Genomic DNA, 17,550 nt, shown 5'->3' on the forward strand with positions numbered 1-17,550 from the left:
TGAACGAATGCCGCCAACGCCCCTGACCAGGGGCGGAGCTGGCATATTCGGGCTACGTGCCCACCATCCCGCCATTCCTGCGCGCCCGCCTGCCCGGCCGCGCGCCGGCTCTCGCCGCCCTGATCACCGCCGTCGCGGTGTGCGCCGGCGACGCCGTCGCGCACCAGTACCCCTTCGGACGGCACGACCGCGGCGTCAACGACCTCGGGGCGCAGTTCGTGCCCTTCCACGCCCACCTGTGGGACCTGCTGCACGGCACGGCGCACGGCGGGCTGCTGCTCAACTGGCAGTCGGGGTTCGGCGCGGCCTCGCTGCCCGACCTCGGCACGTACCTGACCAGCCCCTTCGCCCTGCTCGTCGGCGTCTTCCCGCGGGAGCGCATCGATCTCGCCGTGTACGTCGTCACGGTGGTCAAGATGGCCGCCGCGGCCGCAGCCATGGCCGCCGTCCTGCCCCGGCTCGCCCGCACGGACACGTCGGCGCAGGGCTCGGCCGGTCGCGCGAGGGGCGGCGCCGCGCCCTGGTGGGCCGCCCCGCTCCTCGGCGCGACGTACGCGCTGTGCGGCTGGTCCGTCATCGAGGCCTCCTACAACCCCATGTGGCTCGACGGGCTGATCGCCTTCCCGCTTCTGTGCCTGGTGGGCGAGTGGGCGAGGACCGGGCGGCGCCCCGTCGCCGGCCCGCTGATCGTCGCCCTCGCCTGGGTCGCCAACTTCTACACCGCCTACATGGCGACCATCGGCGCGGCGCTCGTGCTGGTCCTGCGGCTGCTGCTCGACCGGGAGACGACGGGGCGCGGGCGCGTGCACGCGGTGGGGCGCGCCGCGTGGCGGGTGGTGCTGGGCGTGGCCCTCGCCGCGCCCGTGCTGCTGCCGGTCTACCTGGGCACGAAGCATGCCTATCCCGGCTCGGCTGCCGTCTTCTCGCCGTCGCCGTGGACGGACGTGGCCGCCAGGGTGATGCCCGGCACGTACAGCTTCCTGTCCCCCGCCGTCTTCGTGGGCGCCGGCGCCCTCCTGCTGGTGTGCGCGCTGGCCTTCGACCGCGCGGCGCCCGTGCGCGAACGCGCGGGCTGGGTGGGCCTGGTCGCCGGCGTCGCGCTGTCCCTGCAGTGGCGGCCCACCAGCCTGGCCTGGCACGCCTTCGCGATACCCAACGGCAGCCCGTACCGCGAGACGTTCGTGCTCGCCGGGGTGGTCGTCATGGCGGCGTGGGCCGCACTTGCGCGCGGCCGGCCCGGCATGCGCCCCGTCCTGTACGGCCTGTCGGTGCCGGCCGTGATCTGTCTTGGCGCCCTCTCCAGCCGCATGGCGAACGCGCCCGCGCCGGCGCTGTTCGTCCTCGCGGTGGCCGGCGCGGGCGCGGGGCTGCTGCTCGCCCGGCGCGGCGGCCGCGCGGCCGCCGTCGCGACCGCCGTGCTGCTGCTCGGCTCGCTGCTCGGGCAGGGCGCCACCGCCATGGCGTACGGCGACCACGCCAAGCTGAAGAAGTTCCACGCCTACCCGACCTGGGACCGCGACCTGAGCGCACGCGCCGCCGCCGTGGCCAAGGCCGACGGCTGGCCGAAGTACCGCACCGATCCGGGCCGCACGCAGGTGAGTTCCGACGATCCGCTGCTCATCGGCGGCGAGGGCGCGGGCTACTACAGCAGCATGACGTCCGACACGTACACGCGGACGATGCGGGCGCTGGGCGCGGGCTGGACCTCGGGCGGGCGCGTCATCCAGAGCCTCGACAACCCGGTGACGGACGCGATCTTCTCGGTCGGCGCCCGGCTGCGCACCACGCCGGGCAGCGCGCCCGTCACGGTACGCGAGGACGCGCCGCCGCTGGTGACGCTGCGGCCCGCGGCGCCGGCGCGCTACGGCGACTCGCCGTTTCGCAACCAGGAGGAGCTGCTCGGCGCGCGCGTCTACACCGTGCCCGCCTCGCGCGTCTGCCCGGTGGGCAGTGAGGCGTACGTGTCCGCACCGGACTTCTGGGGCACGGCGCGCCTCGGCACCGGTGCACCGGCCGAACTGCGCGGCGCCATGCCGAAGTTCCGCGCCGCGCTCGCCCCGCTCGGCACCGTGCGCACGAAGGGCGAGCGGGTCACGTTCCGCACCGAGGCGGGCAGGCCGGCCACGCCCGCGTCGTGGAGCGTCGGGTGCCTCGACCGCGCACGGCTCGCCGGAGCCGTCGCCCACCTGAAGGAGACGGGCGCCGTATCGCTGCACGTGTCGGACAGCGGTGTGCACGCCGTGCTGCCGCGCGGCTCGACCGGGTACGCCGTGCTGTCCGCGCCGCGCATCGCCGGCTGGACGTGCGACGGAAGGCCCGCCGCGTCCTACCTCGGCCTGGTCGCCGTGAAGTTGCACGGCCGCACCACGGTGGACTGCTCGCTGCGGCCGCCGGGTGTGAAGGCGGGCGGCACGGCGGGTTTCCTCGCCGTTCTCGTACTCGCCGCCGTCGCGGTGTTCTCCCGTAGGACGCGCGTCACGAAGCCTTCATCCGGCCACCATCTGCCCTTGGCCCGCCGGGAGGAGCAACTGGCATAGGTTCCGCGCATGTTCGCTCTCACCAGAAATCCGCTGGCCCGGCGGGTGCTTCGGCCCGCCGCCGCCCTCGTCGACCGGCGCATCGAACGCAGGACGGGGCCGCTGCGCCCCGAGATCGACACGCTCAGGCGTGAGGTGGCCGCGCTGCGCGAGGGCCAGAACGCGTTCGGGCTGCTGTTCGACGGGACGGCGCGCAGCGGCCCCCGCACGCCGACGACCGCGCAGCTCGACACGCTGGTCGGCCAGGTCTCGCGGGTGACGGGCGCGCCGCGGGACGCCGCGCGCCGCAACGTCGTGATCGCCTACCGGAACGTGATCGCGCTGGAGATGCTGGCCGTCGGCCGCCTCGCGGGCTCGACGCAGAACATCTGCGGCAAGCTCGCCACCGTCCCGCTCCTCGCGCCGCGCGCGTACCGGGACGTCCTGGAGATCGGCACGCTCTACGGGCTGTTCTCCGCGTCCCTGATGCGGATGCTGCACCGTGCCGGCGTGGAGCCGCGTATGACGATCGTGGACCCGCTGGCCGGCAGCCAGCTGCAGCCCGGCACGCGGGAGGCCGCCGACCCGACGGGCACGCCGGTGCGTGAGGACGTCGTGCGCGCCAACCTCGCCTTCGGCGGGGCGCCGGGTGCCGAGGCCCGGGTCGTGCGGGGCTTCTCCGGCGACGACGACGTGCGCGCCCGGGTCTCCGACCGCGAGTACGGCGTGATCGTGGTGGACGGCGACCACTCGGCCGAGGGCGTGCGCGCCGACCTGGAATGGGCCGAGAAGATAGCGGCGCCCGGCGGGATCGTGGTCGTCGACGACTACGGCGACGACCGCTGGAGCGGCGTGAAGAGTGCCGCGGACGCGCACCTGGCGCGTCCGGGCTCGCGTTTCACGCTGCTGGGCGCGGCGTCCACGTCGGCGTTCCTGCGCGCGCGGGACTGACGCCGCGCGGGACCGACGGCACGCGGGACCGACGGCACGCGGGACCGACGGCACGCGGGACCACCGGCGCGAGGGGCGCGGGGCGCTGTCGGGCGCGCTCCTCAGACCGCCGCGCAGCCGAACCAGCGGCCTGCGGCCCGCTCGAACGCGGCCTGCTCGAAGCCGCGTTCACCCGCCCAGGCCACGATGCCGTCGGGCCTGACGAGTACGGCGTCGAGCCCGAGGTCGTCGCGAGCCGGGCCGGCGGCGTACAGGACCCGCTCGTCCAGTCCGTTCGCCGCCTCGCGCAGGCGGCGCTCCGGCGTGAAGTCGAGGACGACGCCGCGTCCTTCCCGCAGCAGGTCGCCGAGGCGCGTGCCGTCCACCAGGCGCAGCTCGGGGGCGAGGCGGCCGGCCAGCGGATGGTCGTCGCCGAGGTCGTAGCGGAGCCCGGAGCCCGACAGCTTCTCGTACGCGTAGGTCGTCCCGTCACGGGTCCCGAGGAGGTCGTGGACCAGTGCCTTGACCGCACGGCCGTGCGCGTCCGGGCTCATGGTCGCCACCTGGACACGCGTCCAGTCCAGCACCCACGCGCCGACCGGGTGGCGCTCGCGGGTGTAGGAGTCGAGCAGTCCCTCGGGGGCGTCGCCGCGCAGCGTGGCGGCGAGCTTCCAGCCGAGGTTCAGGGCGTCGCCGATGCCGACGTTCAGTCCCTGCCCTCCGATCGGGGAGTGGATGTGCGCGGCGTCGCCCGCGAGCAGGACGCGGCCCCGCCGGTAGGTCGTGGGCTGCTTCGCACGGTCGGTGTAGGTGGAGGCGAAGTGGACCTCGCTCAGCGTCACGTCCGTGCCGGACACGCGCCGCAGAACCGCCTGGAGGTGTTCGCGGCCCGGCGGCCGCGAGCGGTCGAACGCGCCACCGTCGAGCTCCATCACGGCGAGGTGCCCCGGCGCGAGCGCCCGCAGGTACATGCCCGTCGGCATCGGGTTGAACCCGGGACGAAGCTTCTCGGGGTCGGCGACGGTGGCGAGCATGGAGTAGCCGGTGAGCCGCGGCTCGGTGCCGACGAAGTCGAAGCCCGCCTGCTTGCGCACCGTGCTGCGCCCGCCGTCGCAGCCGACGAGCCAGCGCGCCGCGTACGTCTCGTCGCCGGCGTGCGCTACCACGTGCCCGTCGGCTTGCGTGACGGCCGAGACCGTGACGCCGCGCCTGATCTCCACGCCCAGCTTGGCCGCACGCTCCGACAGCACGCCCTCGACCGCTTCGAGGCTGGTCCCCACGGGTTCCATCGCCGGGCCCGGCAGCCGGAACGGCAGGGCGGCGATGTCGATCCTCCCCGGATCGAGCGGCACGCCGGCGAAGTGCCCCACCCGGGCCGGAGGTGCCGCCTCGTCGGCGTCGGGGTCCGCTACGGGGTAGTCGCCCGCGCCCGAGGCCACCAGCAGGTCCCGCAGCATCCCCCGGCGGTGGAACGCGTCCGCCGACGCGACGGACAGGCCCCGAAAGCCGAGCGGCATCGCCCGCCACACCGAGCCGGGTCGCGCCTCCTGTTCGAGGACCAGGACGGAGGAGCCGGCGAGTCCGAGCTCGCACGCGAGGAACAGGCCGACCGGGCCCGCGCCCACTATCACCACGTCATACACGAAGATCACCCTTTCGAGGCGGACCCGATGTCCTCCTGAAAGGTGCCAAACCGCGCCGACATGCCACCGACACGGCGCCGACAGCCACCGACAGCAAACGCCGCCTGCTCAGGACGTGGTGATCCGCCCGAGGTGGTCGAGTGAGCGGCCCACTTCGACCGCCAGCGGGTGGTACGCGCCGTACACGCGGATCACGTCGTACCGCAGCGCGGCCAGCCGTGCCTGCGCCCCGGGGCGGTCGCCGAGCGCCAGCAGGAGCTGCGCCATGCGCCTGCGCACCTCGAACGCGGTGTCGCGGTTCCCGGTGCCGCCCGCCGTGCCGTCCTCGTAGTACGGCAGCACGGCCTGGTACTCCGCCAGGGCGCCCGCGCTGTCGCCGACCTCCTCCAGGCAGCGGGCCACGTCCTGGCGGAACCCGAGCACCTGCGGGTCGGCGGGCCCGGCCTGCGCCGTGCGGCCGGACACGAGCCGCCGCAGCTCGGGCAGCGCCCTGCGGTACTGGCCGTCATCCATCAGCGTCGCCGCGTACTGCTTGCGCAGGATCCGCACGATCGGCGACGCCTCTCCGTGCTCGGCGGCGGCCGCGGGCAGGATCGAGCCCAGGATGTCCACGGCCTGCGTGATGCCGCCCTCGCCGAGCAGCCGCTTGACCTCCTCGACCGCGGCCGCCACGTCGGTGCGCGCTGCGGCCGCGGCCGGGACCGCCGGCGGCGCGGCGGGTGGCGGCGGGGCCGCGGCACGGTCGGGCCAGGGCGCGTACGGCCGCAGGAACGGGCGCGTCGGGTCGAGCGGCCCGCTCAACGCGCCGCCGCGCTCCGGCAGCAGCGGGGCGAGCTGCTCGTAGACGGCCTGCGCGCCGGAGGGCCGGTGCTGCGGGTCCTTCTCCAGCAGGTGCAGGACGAGCGACTCCAGGGCCCCCGGCACCTCGGGGCGCAGCGTGCGCAGCGGCCGTGGCGCCTCGTGCAGATGGCGGTGGAGCACACCCAGCACGGTGGTGCCGGCGAACGGGGTCTCGCCGCCGAGGAGTTCGTGCAGCAGCACGCCGAGCGCGTACAGGTCGGTGGCGGGACCGACCGCGCCACCCATGGCCTGCTCGGGTGCCATGTAGGCGGGGGTGCCGACGGGTGTTCCGGTGTGGGTGAGCCGCGTGGTGTCGGCGTCGACGACCGACGCGACGCCGAGGTCGAGCACCGTCACCGTGCCGTCGGGGCGCACCATCACGTTGCGCGGCTTGAGGTCGCGGTGCACGATCGGCACCGCGTGCACGGCGGCCAGCACGGCGCACAGCTGCGCGGCGACCGCGACGGCCCACCTCCACGGGTACGGCTCGTGCTCGGCGAGGTGGTCGGCGAGGTCGGAGCCCTCCACGTACTGCATGACGAGGTACAGGTCGTCGCCGTCGCTGCCGGCGTCGTGCACGGTGACCAGTCCCGGGTGGCCGACCTGCGCGGTGACGCGGCACTCACGCACGAAGCGGCGGCGCAGGGAGTCGGCGGTGGAGGCGGCGGCCATGCGGTCGGGGCGCAGCAGTTTCACGGCGACGCGCCGGTCGAGTCTTCGGTCGTAGGCCGTCCAGACCTGGCCCATGCCGCCCTGCCCGATGACGGTGGACAGCTCGTAGCGCTCGGCGATGACGCGGCTGTTCACCGGCCGTCCTGCTCCTTGCGCAGGAGGGCGCTGAGCTCGTCGAGCTCCGCGCGCACCTGCTCGATCCGCGGGTGCGCCGGGGAGGGCGGCGCGGGAGGCGCCGACGGCATCGGCGGCGGCTGCCCGTACGCGTACGTGCGCGGCGGCGCGGGTGGCGCGTAGGGCGGCGGGCAGCCGTATCCGTAGCCGCCCGGTATGGCGGGCGGTATGACGGGCGCGGGCGACAGGGGCGCCACCGGCCCCGTCCTGGCGCGCCGGCAGCGGCGTATGTCGAACACGAGGAGGTACACGGCGGCGGCCACCGCGATGACCATCAGCGCGGCCAGCGAGATGTTCGTGACCGCCGCGTCCTTAGGCTGGGTGCCGACCAGCGCGAACAGGGCGATGGCACCGGGCAGTGACACGCCCATGAGCGCCCAGTCGTACCAGCGGCGGCGCAGCACGGCTATCCGCAGCAGCGGGACGAACGCCAGCAGCCCGATCGAGCCCAGCGAGCACACCATCAGCAGCACGCGCAGGGCGACGGCGGCGACGCCTGACATGCGTGCGCGTACCGGTGGCGGCTGCACGGCACCGTACATCGGGCGCTCCTCGGACGTCGGACGGCTGGGCGCGCGGCAGCGGCGGCCGACCGCGAACGGGGGTCCGCACCACGCGAGAAGACGAGCGTATACACCGACACCGACAACGGCCCCGTGGTTGTACGGGACCGGCCTTGACCAGGTGCCGCGCCGGTCACACCAGCAGACCGGCAGCGCGGATCATATCGCCGGACTGCGGGTCACAGCGTCAGCGAGCCGTCGGTCAGGCCGTCGTACAGAGCGCGTACGAGCTGGTCCCCCAACTGGCCCGCACGCCGCAGCGCCTCCTCGAACGCGGCGATGGCACGGAAGCGTTCGCCGTAGTGCCGCTGGTCGGCGAGCGGCAGCCTCGGCAGCTGGAGCCTGCGCACGTCGAGCCGGGTCGCGGTGGACGCGTAGCTGCTGGCCCGGCGGTTGTTGGCCGTGCCGCGCAGGAACCCGGCGAGGAACCAGGGGTCGAGCGCGGCCGGATCGGGGCGCAGCAGCTGGAGGTTGCGGCCGAGCGCGGCGCCCGCCGCGGCCTCGTCCACCACGCGCGCGACGGAGCCGCCGCCGAGTACGGGTACGACGACGTCGCCCGGCCTGACGAGTACGGGCTCCTCCCCCGGGCCTTCAGGCAAGATGCCCGAGGGCCCCTGGCCGGTGAGTACGTCCGCTTCCGTGAGGACCCGCATGGGGCCCGCGGGCCCCGTCCCGGCGCCGCCCGCGCGCAGTTCGAGCGCGCCGGTGCGGGCGAGTTCGCCGACGGTGGTGGACGTGCGGGAGGGGGGGTCCGCCTCGTCGGCACCGGGCGCGGGCGCCGGGGTGAGCTCGACGGCGGCGCTCAGGGTCTCGGTGAGCCGGTCGTGCAGGGCTGCGAGTTCGGCGCTGCCTCCCGGCGTGGCGGGTGTCGGGAGGTGGCGGGCGGGGGCCAGGTCCACGTCGTCGTCGAGGAGTTCGATGGCGGGCACCGAGCGGCTGACGCCGGGCCGCTGCGTGAGCGTGCCGTCGCGGTCGAAGGTGCGCCACGCGTCGAGCGCGGTGGAGCGGACGGTCGTCCAGTCGGGCTCCTCGCGGCCGCCGCGGCCACCGTGGTCGTCGCGCGCGCCGCCCGCGTCGGCGAGGTTCGCGGTGTCCACGAGGAGGAGTTCGGGCGAGGCTTGCGCGGCCGCGCCCGCGCCGCCGGGCCTGCGCAGCACCCACAGGTGCAGGGGCACGCCGTAGGGCGGCGCGGCGCCCGCGGGCAGCGCGACGACCGCGCGCAGTGCGCCCCTACGCAGCAGGTCGGCCCGCACGCGGCGGCCCGAGCGTCGGGACGCGGCGGCGGGCGGCATGAGCAGCACGGCGGTGCCGCCGGGCCGGAGTCTGGCGAGCGCGTGCTGGACCCAGGCCAACTCCGACTCGGTGCGCGCGGGGAAGCCGTACTCCCAGCGCGGGTCGTAGGCCAGCTCGTCGTGGCCCCAGTTGCGCTCGTTGAACGGCGGGTGGCAGAGCACGGCGTCGGCGGCGAGGCGCGGGAAGGCGTCGGCGCGCAGCGTGTCGCCCGCGGCGACGGCGATGTGCGCGGTGCCGGGGTCGGTGCACAGCACGAGGCGCAACGCGGTCAGCGCGGCGAGTTCCGGCGCCGCCTCCTGCGCGTAGAGCGCGCCGGAGCGCCCCACGGCGCAGAGCAGCGAACCGGTGCCGGACGCCGGGTCGAGGACGGTGGCGCTGCCGTCGCAGGCGCCGGCGAGCGCGCTCATGAGTCCCGCGGTCTCGGGTGGGGTGAGTGTGTACTGGCGGGGGTTGGCATCGAGGTAGCGGCCGAGCAGGAACTCGAAGGCGCGCGGGGCGCCGAGCTCGCCCGCCAGGTCGGCCGCGCCCCGCAACAGACCTACGGGCGGCAGGAGTTGACCGGCGGACGCCGCGGGTACCGCGGGGCGTTCGTGGTCGGCGGACAGCCGGGGGGCCAGCACCTCCTCCAGCGCGGCGGGCAGGCGCCGCGCGAGCTCCGCGTCGCCGCGCCCGGCGAGCCGGCGCCACTCGGCGGGCCGCTCGCGTACCAGAGCGAGCACGCAGCCGACCCTGACGAGGGCGGCGGCCGCGCCCGCCGGATCGCCGGCCAGCTCCTGCCACACGCGCTCGCGCAGCGGCACCTCCGCGAGCTTGCCCTGGGCCCGCAGCCAGTCCTCGACGTCGCGGAGCGCGAACGAGGGGCTGGTCTCGGTGCCGCCGACGGGCTGCGGGAAGTCGGCGTGCCTGCGCCGCCAGTTGCTGACGGCGGCGCGCCCCACGCCGGCGAGTCTGGCGATCCCGGCGGCCGTGACCTCTGTCGCGTTCTCCGGCACGGGCTGCCTCCCCTGACGAGTCCGATGTCGGGCAGAGCATACAGGCGCACGTCGTAAGCATGGCATTCACAGACGAAAACAGACTGTGCATGAATTTACGTGTTGACTCGGTTCACAGGCTCTGCTGTCATTGACCCACCGCTACACGGGGCGTCTTCGTCCCAGGAGGAGGGGGGACCCATGTCCCAGTACACGCAGGGCCCGCAGGACCCGTACGGGCAGTACGCGGCGGGCCCGCATCCGGCGCCACAGGTGCAGCCGCGGCCACCGGCGCAGGCGCGGAACGGTCTCGGCATCGCGGCGCTGATCCTCGGCCTCGTGGGGGCGATCAGCGGCATCGTCCCACTGCTGTTCTGGCTCGCCGGGGTCCTCGGCCTGATCGCGCTCGTCCTCGGCCTCGCGGGGCGCGGCCGGGCCAAGCGTGGCGGCGCGACGAACAAGGGCGTGGCCACGGTGGGCTCCGTGCTCGGCCTCGTGGCGATGATCGTCGCGGTCATCGGCGCGGTCATCACGTTCCGGGCCGTCGGCGACGCGGTCGACAGCATCGACAAGGCCGCGTCGGGGAGTTCGGCGTCCGCGAGCCCGACCCCCGGCCGCTCGGGCACGCCGAAGGGCAGCGCGGGCCAGGCGGGTTCGACGTCGAAGGACAAGGACAAGGACAAGGACAAGCCGAAGGACAAGGCGCTGGCGCCCGGCGACACCGCCGTGTACGACGACGATCTGAACGTCACGGTCGGCGAGCCGCAGGCCTACTCCCCCGGCCCGTACGCGGCCGGACACAAGGTGGGCAACCACGCCTACAAGGTGACGGTCACGATCACCAACAAGGGCAGCAGGAAGTTCGACGCCACGCTCGCCACCGTGGCCGCACGGGCGGGCGCCGACGGCCGCGAGGCGGCGGAGATCTACGACGACGCCTCGGGCGAGGGCTTCACCGGCCAGGTGCTGCCCGGCAAGAAGGCCACGCAGGTCTTCGCCTTCGACGCCCCGGCGGACGCGAAGGCGCTGACGGTCCAGGTCACGCCCGGCTTCTCCTACAACGAGACGCAGTGGGACCTGCCGCTCTGACACGCCCCGGCCGCACGCCGGGGGCGCGCAGGGGCGGGACGCCGGTGGGGCCGCGGAGGGGGCGGCCCCACCGGCGTGCGCGCCCACGTGCACGTACCGCCGCCCGCGCCGCCCTTTCGGGCGAAGCCGGCCCGCGTCGCGGCTTTCCCGGCCACGGCGCCATTAGAGTCCGGAGCCCGGCAAGGAGCCGGGGCCGCCCCACCGAGGAGTCCACAGATGTCAGCACGGTTGTCAGTGCCGTTGTCCGTGCGCGTGCCCGCGGCCGCGGTCGCGCTCCTCGCGGCGGCCGCGCTGGCGGGCTGTTCCGCGGTCCCCGCGTCCCACACCCGCGACGACCCGAAACCCCCGGCCCGGCGGACACCGACCGCCGCGCCGATCACGTCCGCGCCGGGCACGTCGTCCACCGCCGGCGCGCGGGACGGCCGCGACTACGGCGCCTGCGCGGACGGCGAGTGCCAGATCCTGGTGGACGCGCCCACGGCCGTCCCGGTGCGCCACCGCACGCTGCACGTGTCCGTCACCGGCACGACCGTACGGCTGAGCGAGGCGCACGGCGGCTCGCGGACGAACATGTCGATGGGCGGCACCGGCGGTCACAGCGTGATCAGGACGGACGGCGAGACGGTCGACGTGACGGTGCACCACGTCACCGACGGCGCCGCCGTCCTGGACATCACCTCACCGTGAGGTCCTGCGCACGGCGCCCCGGCACGCGGCCGCCGCCGCTCACGACATGCGGCGTTCGAAGGCCCGCGCCGCGCTGCGGCGACGCGGGTCGAACGCGTCGACCGCGCCCGCCCCGGCGTTGCCAGGACCCCTCTTCCACCCGAGGATCTTGCGGGCGACACCCTTGAGGCGCGGGTGGCCGGGCTTGAGCGTGATCTCGAAGTGCGACTCCTTCGGCGTCGCGAAGTCGCCGCCCCAGGCGACGGCACCGTCGAGTTCGGCGAGGATGTCCCGCACGACGATCAGCTCGTTGGGATACAGGTTGCCCTTCGAACCGACCGGGTACATGGCGGGGCGGATCGCGAGCGCGCTGCCCGACAGGTAGTTCGACTCGTACGCCTCGGCCACCTTGCGATCGGCCCTCCAGCCGTGCACATCGCCGGTGCGCAGCGTGTCGATCTCGTAGTTGTATCTTCGCGCCACGTGCAGCAGCACCGTGGCCGCGTCGCCCTCGGCGAGCGAGACCTTCTCGCCGCTGCCTTCCACGACGAAGCTCGTCGCCCCGTCCAGGACGGGCCAGTTGTTCGCCGACGTGGCCCCCTTCCACGTGCCGGCGTCAGCGACCGTGGCGGCGCGGGCGCCGCCGGCCGTGCCGATGTCGAGCAGCGTGGCGGCGGCCACCGCCGTGGTGCCGGCCCCGATGAACCGGCGCCGTGACAGACCGTCCGTACCGTTCGGTCCCGTCAGATCCATGACCTCTTCTCCCTTCCGAGCATGCTGGTGAGGTGTGCCGCGCCGAACCACAGGAGGACGGCGAGGGCGGCCGCCGCGACGACGGCGCAGCCCACGATGGCCGGATTGACCCAGGCGGGGACCAGGTCGTAGTGCGCGTTGCACTTGTCGTGCAGCGGGAAGAGGCTGCGCCCCTGCTGCTCGTGCGCGGCCCGGTACGCGCCGTCGTACACCTGGTGGTGGCGCAGGCCGCACTCTTCCCTCTCGTCGAGGCCCTCGCTGAGCACGCCCCAGACCCATGACGCGAGTCCCGCGAAGAGCGCGACGGAGCACAGGCGCGTCCACCACATCGGGCGCCGCCACGCCCCGCTGCGCACACCGCGCGCGATGCGGTAGAGGCACACCAGGTTCCACACGAGCCACACGCAGAGCACGGCCGCGGCGAAAAGGATCCCGACTGCTGTCATCCCGACGTTCTACCAGTCACCTCCGCGCGGCACGCGAGCGCGCCGCCGCGAGGTACTTGTCGTGGTTCGCCCGGTACACGGCGGCCTTGCGCTTCTCCGTTCCCATGCGGGCCAGCAGGGCGTCGACGAAGCCCTGCTCGAAGTCGCTCAGCTTGTCGCCGCCTCCCGGCACGTTCTGGTAGGCCGCCGGGAGTACCGCACCCTTCTTGGCGATCAGGTAGGTCTGGGCGGCCGCGAGCTTGACGCCCACCGCCGTGAGGGCGTTGTGTGCCGAAAGCTTGCAGTCCGCGGCGTTGCCCCACCGCTGGGTGAAGTAGTCGTTGAAGCGCGTCAGGCCGCCGCCGCCGTTGTAGAGCGCCGTCACGGCGTCGACGACGGTCGTGCCGCCGAGCACGGCCCGTGCCAGCAGGTAGCCGTCGGCGTCGCCCAGGAGGTCGGTGAAGCCGAACGAGGAGACGACGCCGGGCACCGCGAGCTTGTCGTGCGCGAACTGCAGGGGATCGGCGTACTGCTGTTCCGAGTTGCGCCAGTCGGTCCAGAACGTCATGAGGTCGCCGGCCCAGCCGCCGATGTCCCCGCCGTTGGCGCTCTTCTCGTTGTCCGGCTGGGGCGTTACGAGGTGGGCGTTGGCCGTGGCCATCAGATGCTCGGGGCCGAGGTCGTAACCGGTGAACGGGTCCGTGAACGACGTCCTGACGCTCATGCCGGCGGAGTCGCAGTGGTCGACGAACCCGGTGTCGTAGCCCCCGATGAGGAAGTTCCAGCCGGTGTCCCCGTACGACTGGTGGCGGATGTACTCCATGACGAGTTGGCTGCGCTTGTTGCCGGTGGCCCCGTACGTGCCGGCCAGGTCGTACAGGCGCCCCACGTAGGTGATGAACTCGTCGGCGGGCCCCGTCGGGTCGTTCACCGACGAGACCGCGGGGTCGAGCCCGGAGGCCACGTCGTTGTCCAGGTCGAAGGTGTCGGACCCGTTGGTGACGGTGAACTCCTTGATCTGGTTGAAGGACCAGTTGCGCGGGATGGGGAAGCCGAGGTTGCCCGAGAAGCCCCAGGACATGCCGGAGACGAACGAGAAGCGGGCGGTGGTCTTCGCACTGACCGTGCTGCAGACGTTGCGGGAACCGTACACACCGTGGGTGTACCGCTTGCCCTGGCTCGCGAGCGCGGCCTCGACGCCGTAGAAGTACGGGACGATGGCGCTGTCGATCTCCTCGCCGGTCGCGTCGTAGTCGACGGCGAAGTAGATGGTGGTCCCCCGGTTGAACCCGTACCCGGAAGCGCACTTGTGGGCGTTCAGGCCGTGCTCGTAACCGGTGTCGTACGAGAAGTCCGCGAGCTCGCGCGCGTTGTCCTGGTAGATGGGGAAGACCCTCAGACCGTTGCCGAAGATGATGTCCAGCTCTCCCGGCTTGATCTCCTTGTCGAGGGTCGAGCCCGGGGGGTCGTAGATGTAGCGCCCGACGTAGCGGTAGCCGTGGGCGTGCAGCCACTCGGCCCGGGAAGCGGTGATCTCGAACCGCGTGTCCGACCCGGTCGCGGGCCGGTCCGGGTCGCCCATGGAGACCAGGAGCTGGGACCACGTGCGGAAGTCGCCCTGACCGTTCTCCGTCAGCTTGTTGAATCGCTGGAACGCCGACACCCAATCGGCGAGCTTCGAGTCGAAGCCGGAGCGCCAGGTCGTCACCACCTTCTGCCCGCTGTCGTCGTAGGTCGGCGAGTTGAAGACGCACGCGGCGGAGAAGAGCTGGACGAAGACCCCGGAGTCGCCCTGGCCGACGGTGTGGGACTGGAGGCCCGCCTTGGTGCCCGGCCCGAAGTTGCCGTTCGGCGCGGCGATCCCCATCTCGTACTGGAGAGCGATCATCAGCGACTTCTGCACGTCGCGGGAGTAGATGCCGTCGCAGGGGCCGATACTGAACGCGTCGCGGGTCCAGTAGCCGCCGTTGAGCCACTGCTGGATCGTGCGGATGCCGTCGGTCCCGCCGGCGACGACGACATAGGCGTCCATGTTGAGGATGGCCTTGGCGATCTTGGCGTTGACGACGCCGTCACCGCCGATGCCCATGTCACCGCGCAGCTTCTCGACGGCTTCACGCGTGACGCCCGTGAACCATCCCTCGCTTCCGGGCTCCACTGCCCAATACCCCTTGCACCACAGGGCGAACTCGAGCACGGCGACGATGTTGCGGTTCGTGTCCCAGTCGAAGCCGATGTCGCCGAGGGCGTCGAACTTGGCGTAGGTGGTCGGTCCGAACGAGGCGACGACAGGGCTGATGCCCAGCTCGTGCTGGAGGGCCATGATGAGGGAGTCCATGGTCCCCCACCCTGTTTTGCCGTCCTCCGCGCAGGGCACGTAGCCCGCCACGCTGCCGTAGTTGGCGTTCACCCACTTCTGGGCTCTGAGGACTTGCTCGTCTGCCACGGATGGATCCTCTCGTTCGTGTTGAGGGTTGACGGTCGGCGGCATGGCGGCGCCACGGAGCGGAGGCGGGGCGCAGAGGGCGGCAGGCAGAGAGCGGACGGCACGCGCATGATCGCCGCGCCCCCCGCCGCGGCCGTGTGCCGCCGCGCGGCCGACCGGTGGCAACCTTAGGGCGCGCGGACTGTGCCGGGTAGGGGACGAGGGCTGTCACCACACGCAAGCACGCCGGCGATGTTCGTTTCCTCGCCCACTTCAGGGGAAGGGAACCCTGGACACAGGGGTCGAGAGGAGCACCCGGTGGCCCATGTCTTCCTTTCCTACGTGCGCGAGAACAGCGACGTGGTGGATCGCCTGGCGGACGCGCTGAGGGCCTTCGGCATCGAAGTCTGGCTGGACCGGGACCGCCTGCGGCCGGGTAGCCGCTGGAGCGACGCCATCCGCGGGGCGATCGCCGACGGGGCATTCTTCATCGCCTGCTTCTCCGAGGAGTACTTCCAGCGTGAGAAGACCTATATGAACGAGGAACTCACCCTCGCTGTGGAAGAGTTGAGGCAACGCCCGGTCGACCGGTCCTGGTTCATCCCGGTGCTGCTCGACGACTGCGCCCTGCCGGGCCGGAGCATCGGCGGCGGGGAGACGCTGCGTTCGATCCACGCTGTGTCCCTGCACCACGACTGGGACGAGGGGATCCAGCGCATCGTGTCCGTGATCAGCCCGCCTGCCGGTCTGATCCACCAGCTCGTGCGGCAGCTCTCCGCGGACTCCGCCCGGGCGCGGATCCGGGCAGCGGACAGTCTCGGACGGATGGGCAGCGCGGCCGAGCACGCCGTCCCGGACTTGCGGGCCCTGCTGTCGGACCCGAACGAGACGGTCCGCGCAGCCGCGGCCGATGCGTTGGGCAGCATCGGCGAGGTCGGCCAGGAAGTGGTCGTCCGGCTCCTCAGCATCACGGGCGACGACGGCCACCCCTCCTATCCGCGCGCCCACGCCAGTCGAGCCCTCATCAAGATCGGTGCGGCCGCTGTGCCCTACGTCATTGCCGCACTGGGAGAGCGCACCGGCCGCAATCGTGAGGCCGCCATAAAGACGCTGGCCGAGATGGGCGAGGTCGCGGTGCCCGCGGTCACCGCCGCGCTGACCAGCGACAACGAAGCTGTCCGCGTCGGTGCCGCGGAGGTGCTCGGGAGAGCGGGAGCCCCGAGGCAAGATCCCGCACGGTCCGCGCTGCCCGGGCTGCTCCACATGCTGGCGTCAGAAGACGCGTTCGAAGCCGCGACGGCGGCCAACGCCCTTGGCACGTTGGGCGATCCCGCTGCGGTCCCCGCTCTCGTGAAGGCGCTCGCGGACAGCAACTACCTGTGCGGCTGCGCCGCTCTCGCCCTTGGCCGGATCGCCGTACCGGCCGCAATAGAGCCATTGGTCGGCCTGCTGCGCGATCCTGACAAGTTCTGGGTGCCCCGAGGGGCAGCCGCAGTGGCACTCGGCGACATGGGCACCGCTGCCCGGGAAGCGCTCCCGGCGTTGTCCGAGGCGGCGGAGTACGACACCGAGTCGCCGGGAGAGACGTGGCACGTACTGTGCCAGGAGGCGGTGGCTGACGCGATCAACCGCATCCGCGATCCGTCCGCCCCATCAGCCCTCACCGGGCACGGCTACCGGTACGAGATGTGGGGCCGGTACTGAGCCGCGAGCGCGCTGCCGCAGCGAAGCGGCGGCCGCCGGACCACTGGGGTTCACGTGCCGCACTGCCGCAGCATCATGGACTTGTCCGCCGCCGTCACCGGGAGCTCGTACTTGAGCGACACCTGCGCGAAGCGCACCGCGTACGAGCAGCGGATCGCCTTGTTCGGCGGAAGCCACGACGCGGGGCCCGAGTCGCCCTTCGAGCCATTGGTGGGCCCGTCGACGGGGATGAGGTTGAGCGGGTCGTTGGCGATCTGCTCCCGCCTGTCCTTCGTCCAGTGCGCGGCGCCCATCTGCCAGTCGTACGACAGCGGCATGACGTGGTCGATCTGCACGGCCGTCGCCTTGGTCTTGCGCCAGTGGATCGTCTCGGCCGTGTACGGGTCGTGCAGCGTCATCGACGTCACCACGCAGTCGGATCCTGACCGGTACCGCACGTCATGGCCGTCGCGTTTGAGCACGTCGTCGCGGGTGTCACAGCCGTTGTGCGCGTCCGGTACGCCGTTCGCCGAGTCCATCCACGCGTAGCCGAACGCGTCCCGGTCGTATCCCGTCTTCGGGCCGCGGCCCTTGGTGGCGACCTGGGATATCACGCGGCGCCCCCTCGCGAGGTCGGCGGCCGATGTGAGGGGTGCGAGGCCCGGCTTCGTGCCGTCCGGGTTGGCGAGCGGGCTGACGCCGAAGCCGCCGCCGGCATCAGCCGGTTCATCACCCCCGCCGGTCGGCGCCGCGGCACCGGGCGGCGGGGGCGACGGCGTGTCCGAGGCGCCGCCGCCCGCCAGGTCGGCCCTGCATCCGCCGATCAGCAGCGTCGCCGCCGCCACCGCGACGGCCGGTACCGCTCGCCGCCCGCGCACGTTCCGTCGTGGCGCCATCGCCCCGCCCC

General features: G+C 73.2%; 13 protein-coding genes. 5 read left to right on the forward strand and 8 right to left on the reverse strand.

The window, feature by feature from the left end; all coding sequences use genetic code 11:
- Window positions 1-56 precede the first annotated feature (56 nt).
- Both IH48_RS0100600 and IH48_RS0100605 read left to right on the forward strand, forming a co-directional pair.
- Window positions 57-2,537, forward strand: a complete 2,481-nt coding sequence (locus IH48_RS0100600; RefSeq protein WP_234434070.1) for a YfhO family protein — start codon at window positions 57-59, stop codon at window positions 2,535-2,537.
- A 9-nt stretch (window positions 2,538-2,546) separates the two neighbouring features.
- Window positions 2,547-3,467 (forward strand): class I SAM-dependent methyltransferase, encoded by a 921-nt coding sequence (locus IH48_RS0100605; RefSeq protein WP_030897565.1) that lies wholly within the window; start codon window positions 2,547-2,549, stop codon window positions 3,465-3,467.
- Between the two features lie 101 nt (window positions 3,468-3,568).
- Here the strand turns inward: IH48_RS0100605 and IH48_RS0100610 are convergent, their stop codons facing one another.
- The 4 genes from IH48_RS0100610 to IH48_RS0100625 form a co-directional block, all read right to left on the reverse strand.
- Window positions 3,569-5,089 carry an FAD-dependent monooxygenase gene (locus IH48_RS0100610; RefSeq protein ID WP_030897566.1) on the reverse strand — a complete coding sequence of 507 codons (1,521 nt, stop codon included), beginning with the start codon at window positions 5,087-5,089 and terminating at the stop codon, window positions 3,569-3,571.
- 108 nt (window positions 5,090-5,197) lie between these two features.
- Entirely contained in the window at window positions 5,198-6,736 is a 1,539-nt protein-coding gene (locus IH48_RS0100615) for a serine/threonine-protein kinase (protein WP_030897569.1), read from the reverse strand.
- Entirely contained in the window at window positions 6,733-7,317 is a 585-nt protein-coding gene (locus IH48_RS0100620; protein ID WP_030897571.1) for a hypothetical protein, read from the reverse strand. Before IH48_RS0100620 ends, IH48_RS0100615 begins: the two co-directional genes overlap by 4 nt.
- 200 nt (window positions 7,318-7,517) lie before the next feature.
- Entirely contained in the window at window positions 7,518-9,623 is a 2,106-nt protein-coding gene (locus IH48_RS0100625; RefSeq protein ID WP_030897574.1) for an N-6 DNA methylase, read from the reverse strand.
- 180 nt (window positions 9,624-9,803) lie between these two features.
- Between IH48_RS0100625 and IH48_RS0100630 the strand changes: the two genes are divergently transcribed.
- Both IH48_RS0100630 and IH48_RS0100635 read left to right on the forward strand, forming a co-directional pair.
- On the forward strand, window positions 9,804-10,691 hold the full coding sequence (locus tag IH48_RS0100630; protein WP_030897577.1) for a DUF4190 domain-containing protein: 888 nt from the start codon (window positions 9,804-9,806) through the stop codon (window positions 10,689-10,691).
- Between the two features lie 216 nt (window positions 10,692-10,907).
- Window positions 10,908-11,378, forward strand: coding sequence for a hypothetical protein (locus IH48_RS0100635; protein ID WP_158710217.1), 471 nt, complete (start codon window positions 10,908-10,910; stop codon window positions 11,376-11,378).
- A 39-nt stretch (window positions 11,379-11,417) separates the two neighbouring features.
- Here IH48_RS0100635 and IH48_RS0100640 read toward each other — a convergent pair whose 3' ends face one another.
- Genes IH48_RS0100640 through IH48_RS0100650 form a run of 3 tightly spaced genes read right to left on the reverse strand, consistent with a single transcriptional unit; the run spans window position 11,418 to window position 14,981 of the window.
- The gene (locus IH48_RS0100640; protein WP_030897583.1) at window positions 11,418-12,110 is read right to left on the reverse strand and encodes a hypothetical protein; all 693 of its coding nucleotides are present in this window, start codon (window positions 12,108-12,110) and stop codon (window positions 11,418-11,420) included.
- On the reverse strand, window positions 12,101-12,556 hold the full coding sequence (locus IH48_RS0100645; RefSeq protein WP_037840738.1) for a hypothetical protein: 456 nt from the start codon (window positions 12,554-12,556) through the stop codon (window positions 12,101-12,103). Before IH48_RS0100645 ends, IH48_RS0100640 begins: the two co-directional genes overlap by 10 nt.
- A 16-nt stretch (window positions 12,557-12,572) precedes the next feature.
- A complete protein-coding gene (locus tag IH48_RS0100650) occupies window positions 12,573-14,981 on the reverse strand; it encodes a glycoside hydrolase domain-containing protein (RefSeq protein ID WP_030897588.1) in 2,409 nt (802 codons plus the stop codon).
- Window positions 14,982-15,278: 297 nt separating this feature from the next.
- Here IH48_RS0100650 and IH48_RS0100655 point away from each other — a divergent pair, with 297 nt between their 5' ends.
- Complete coding sequence (locus IH48_RS0100655; RefSeq protein WP_030897591.1) at window positions 15,279-16,664, forward strand: HEAT repeat domain-containing protein; 1,386 nt, start codon at window positions 15,279-15,281, stop codon at window positions 16,662-16,664.
- Between the two features lie 50 nt (window positions 16,665-16,714).
- Here the strand turns inward: IH48_RS0100655 and IH48_RS0100660 are convergent, their stop codons facing one another.
- Window positions 16,715-17,539, reverse strand: a complete 825-nt coding sequence (locus tag IH48_RS0100660) for an HNH endonuclease family protein (RefSeq protein ID WP_051838903.1) — start codon at window positions 17,537-17,539, stop codon at window positions 16,715-16,717.
- Window positions 17,540-17,550: the final 11 nt, after the last annotated feature.

The sequence above is a fragment of the Streptomyces sp. NRRL F-5126 genome (assembly GCF_000721265.1).
In the GTDB taxonomy this organism is placed as follows: domain Bacteria; phylum Actinomycetota; class Actinomycetes; order Streptomycetales; family Streptomycetaceae; genus Streptomyces.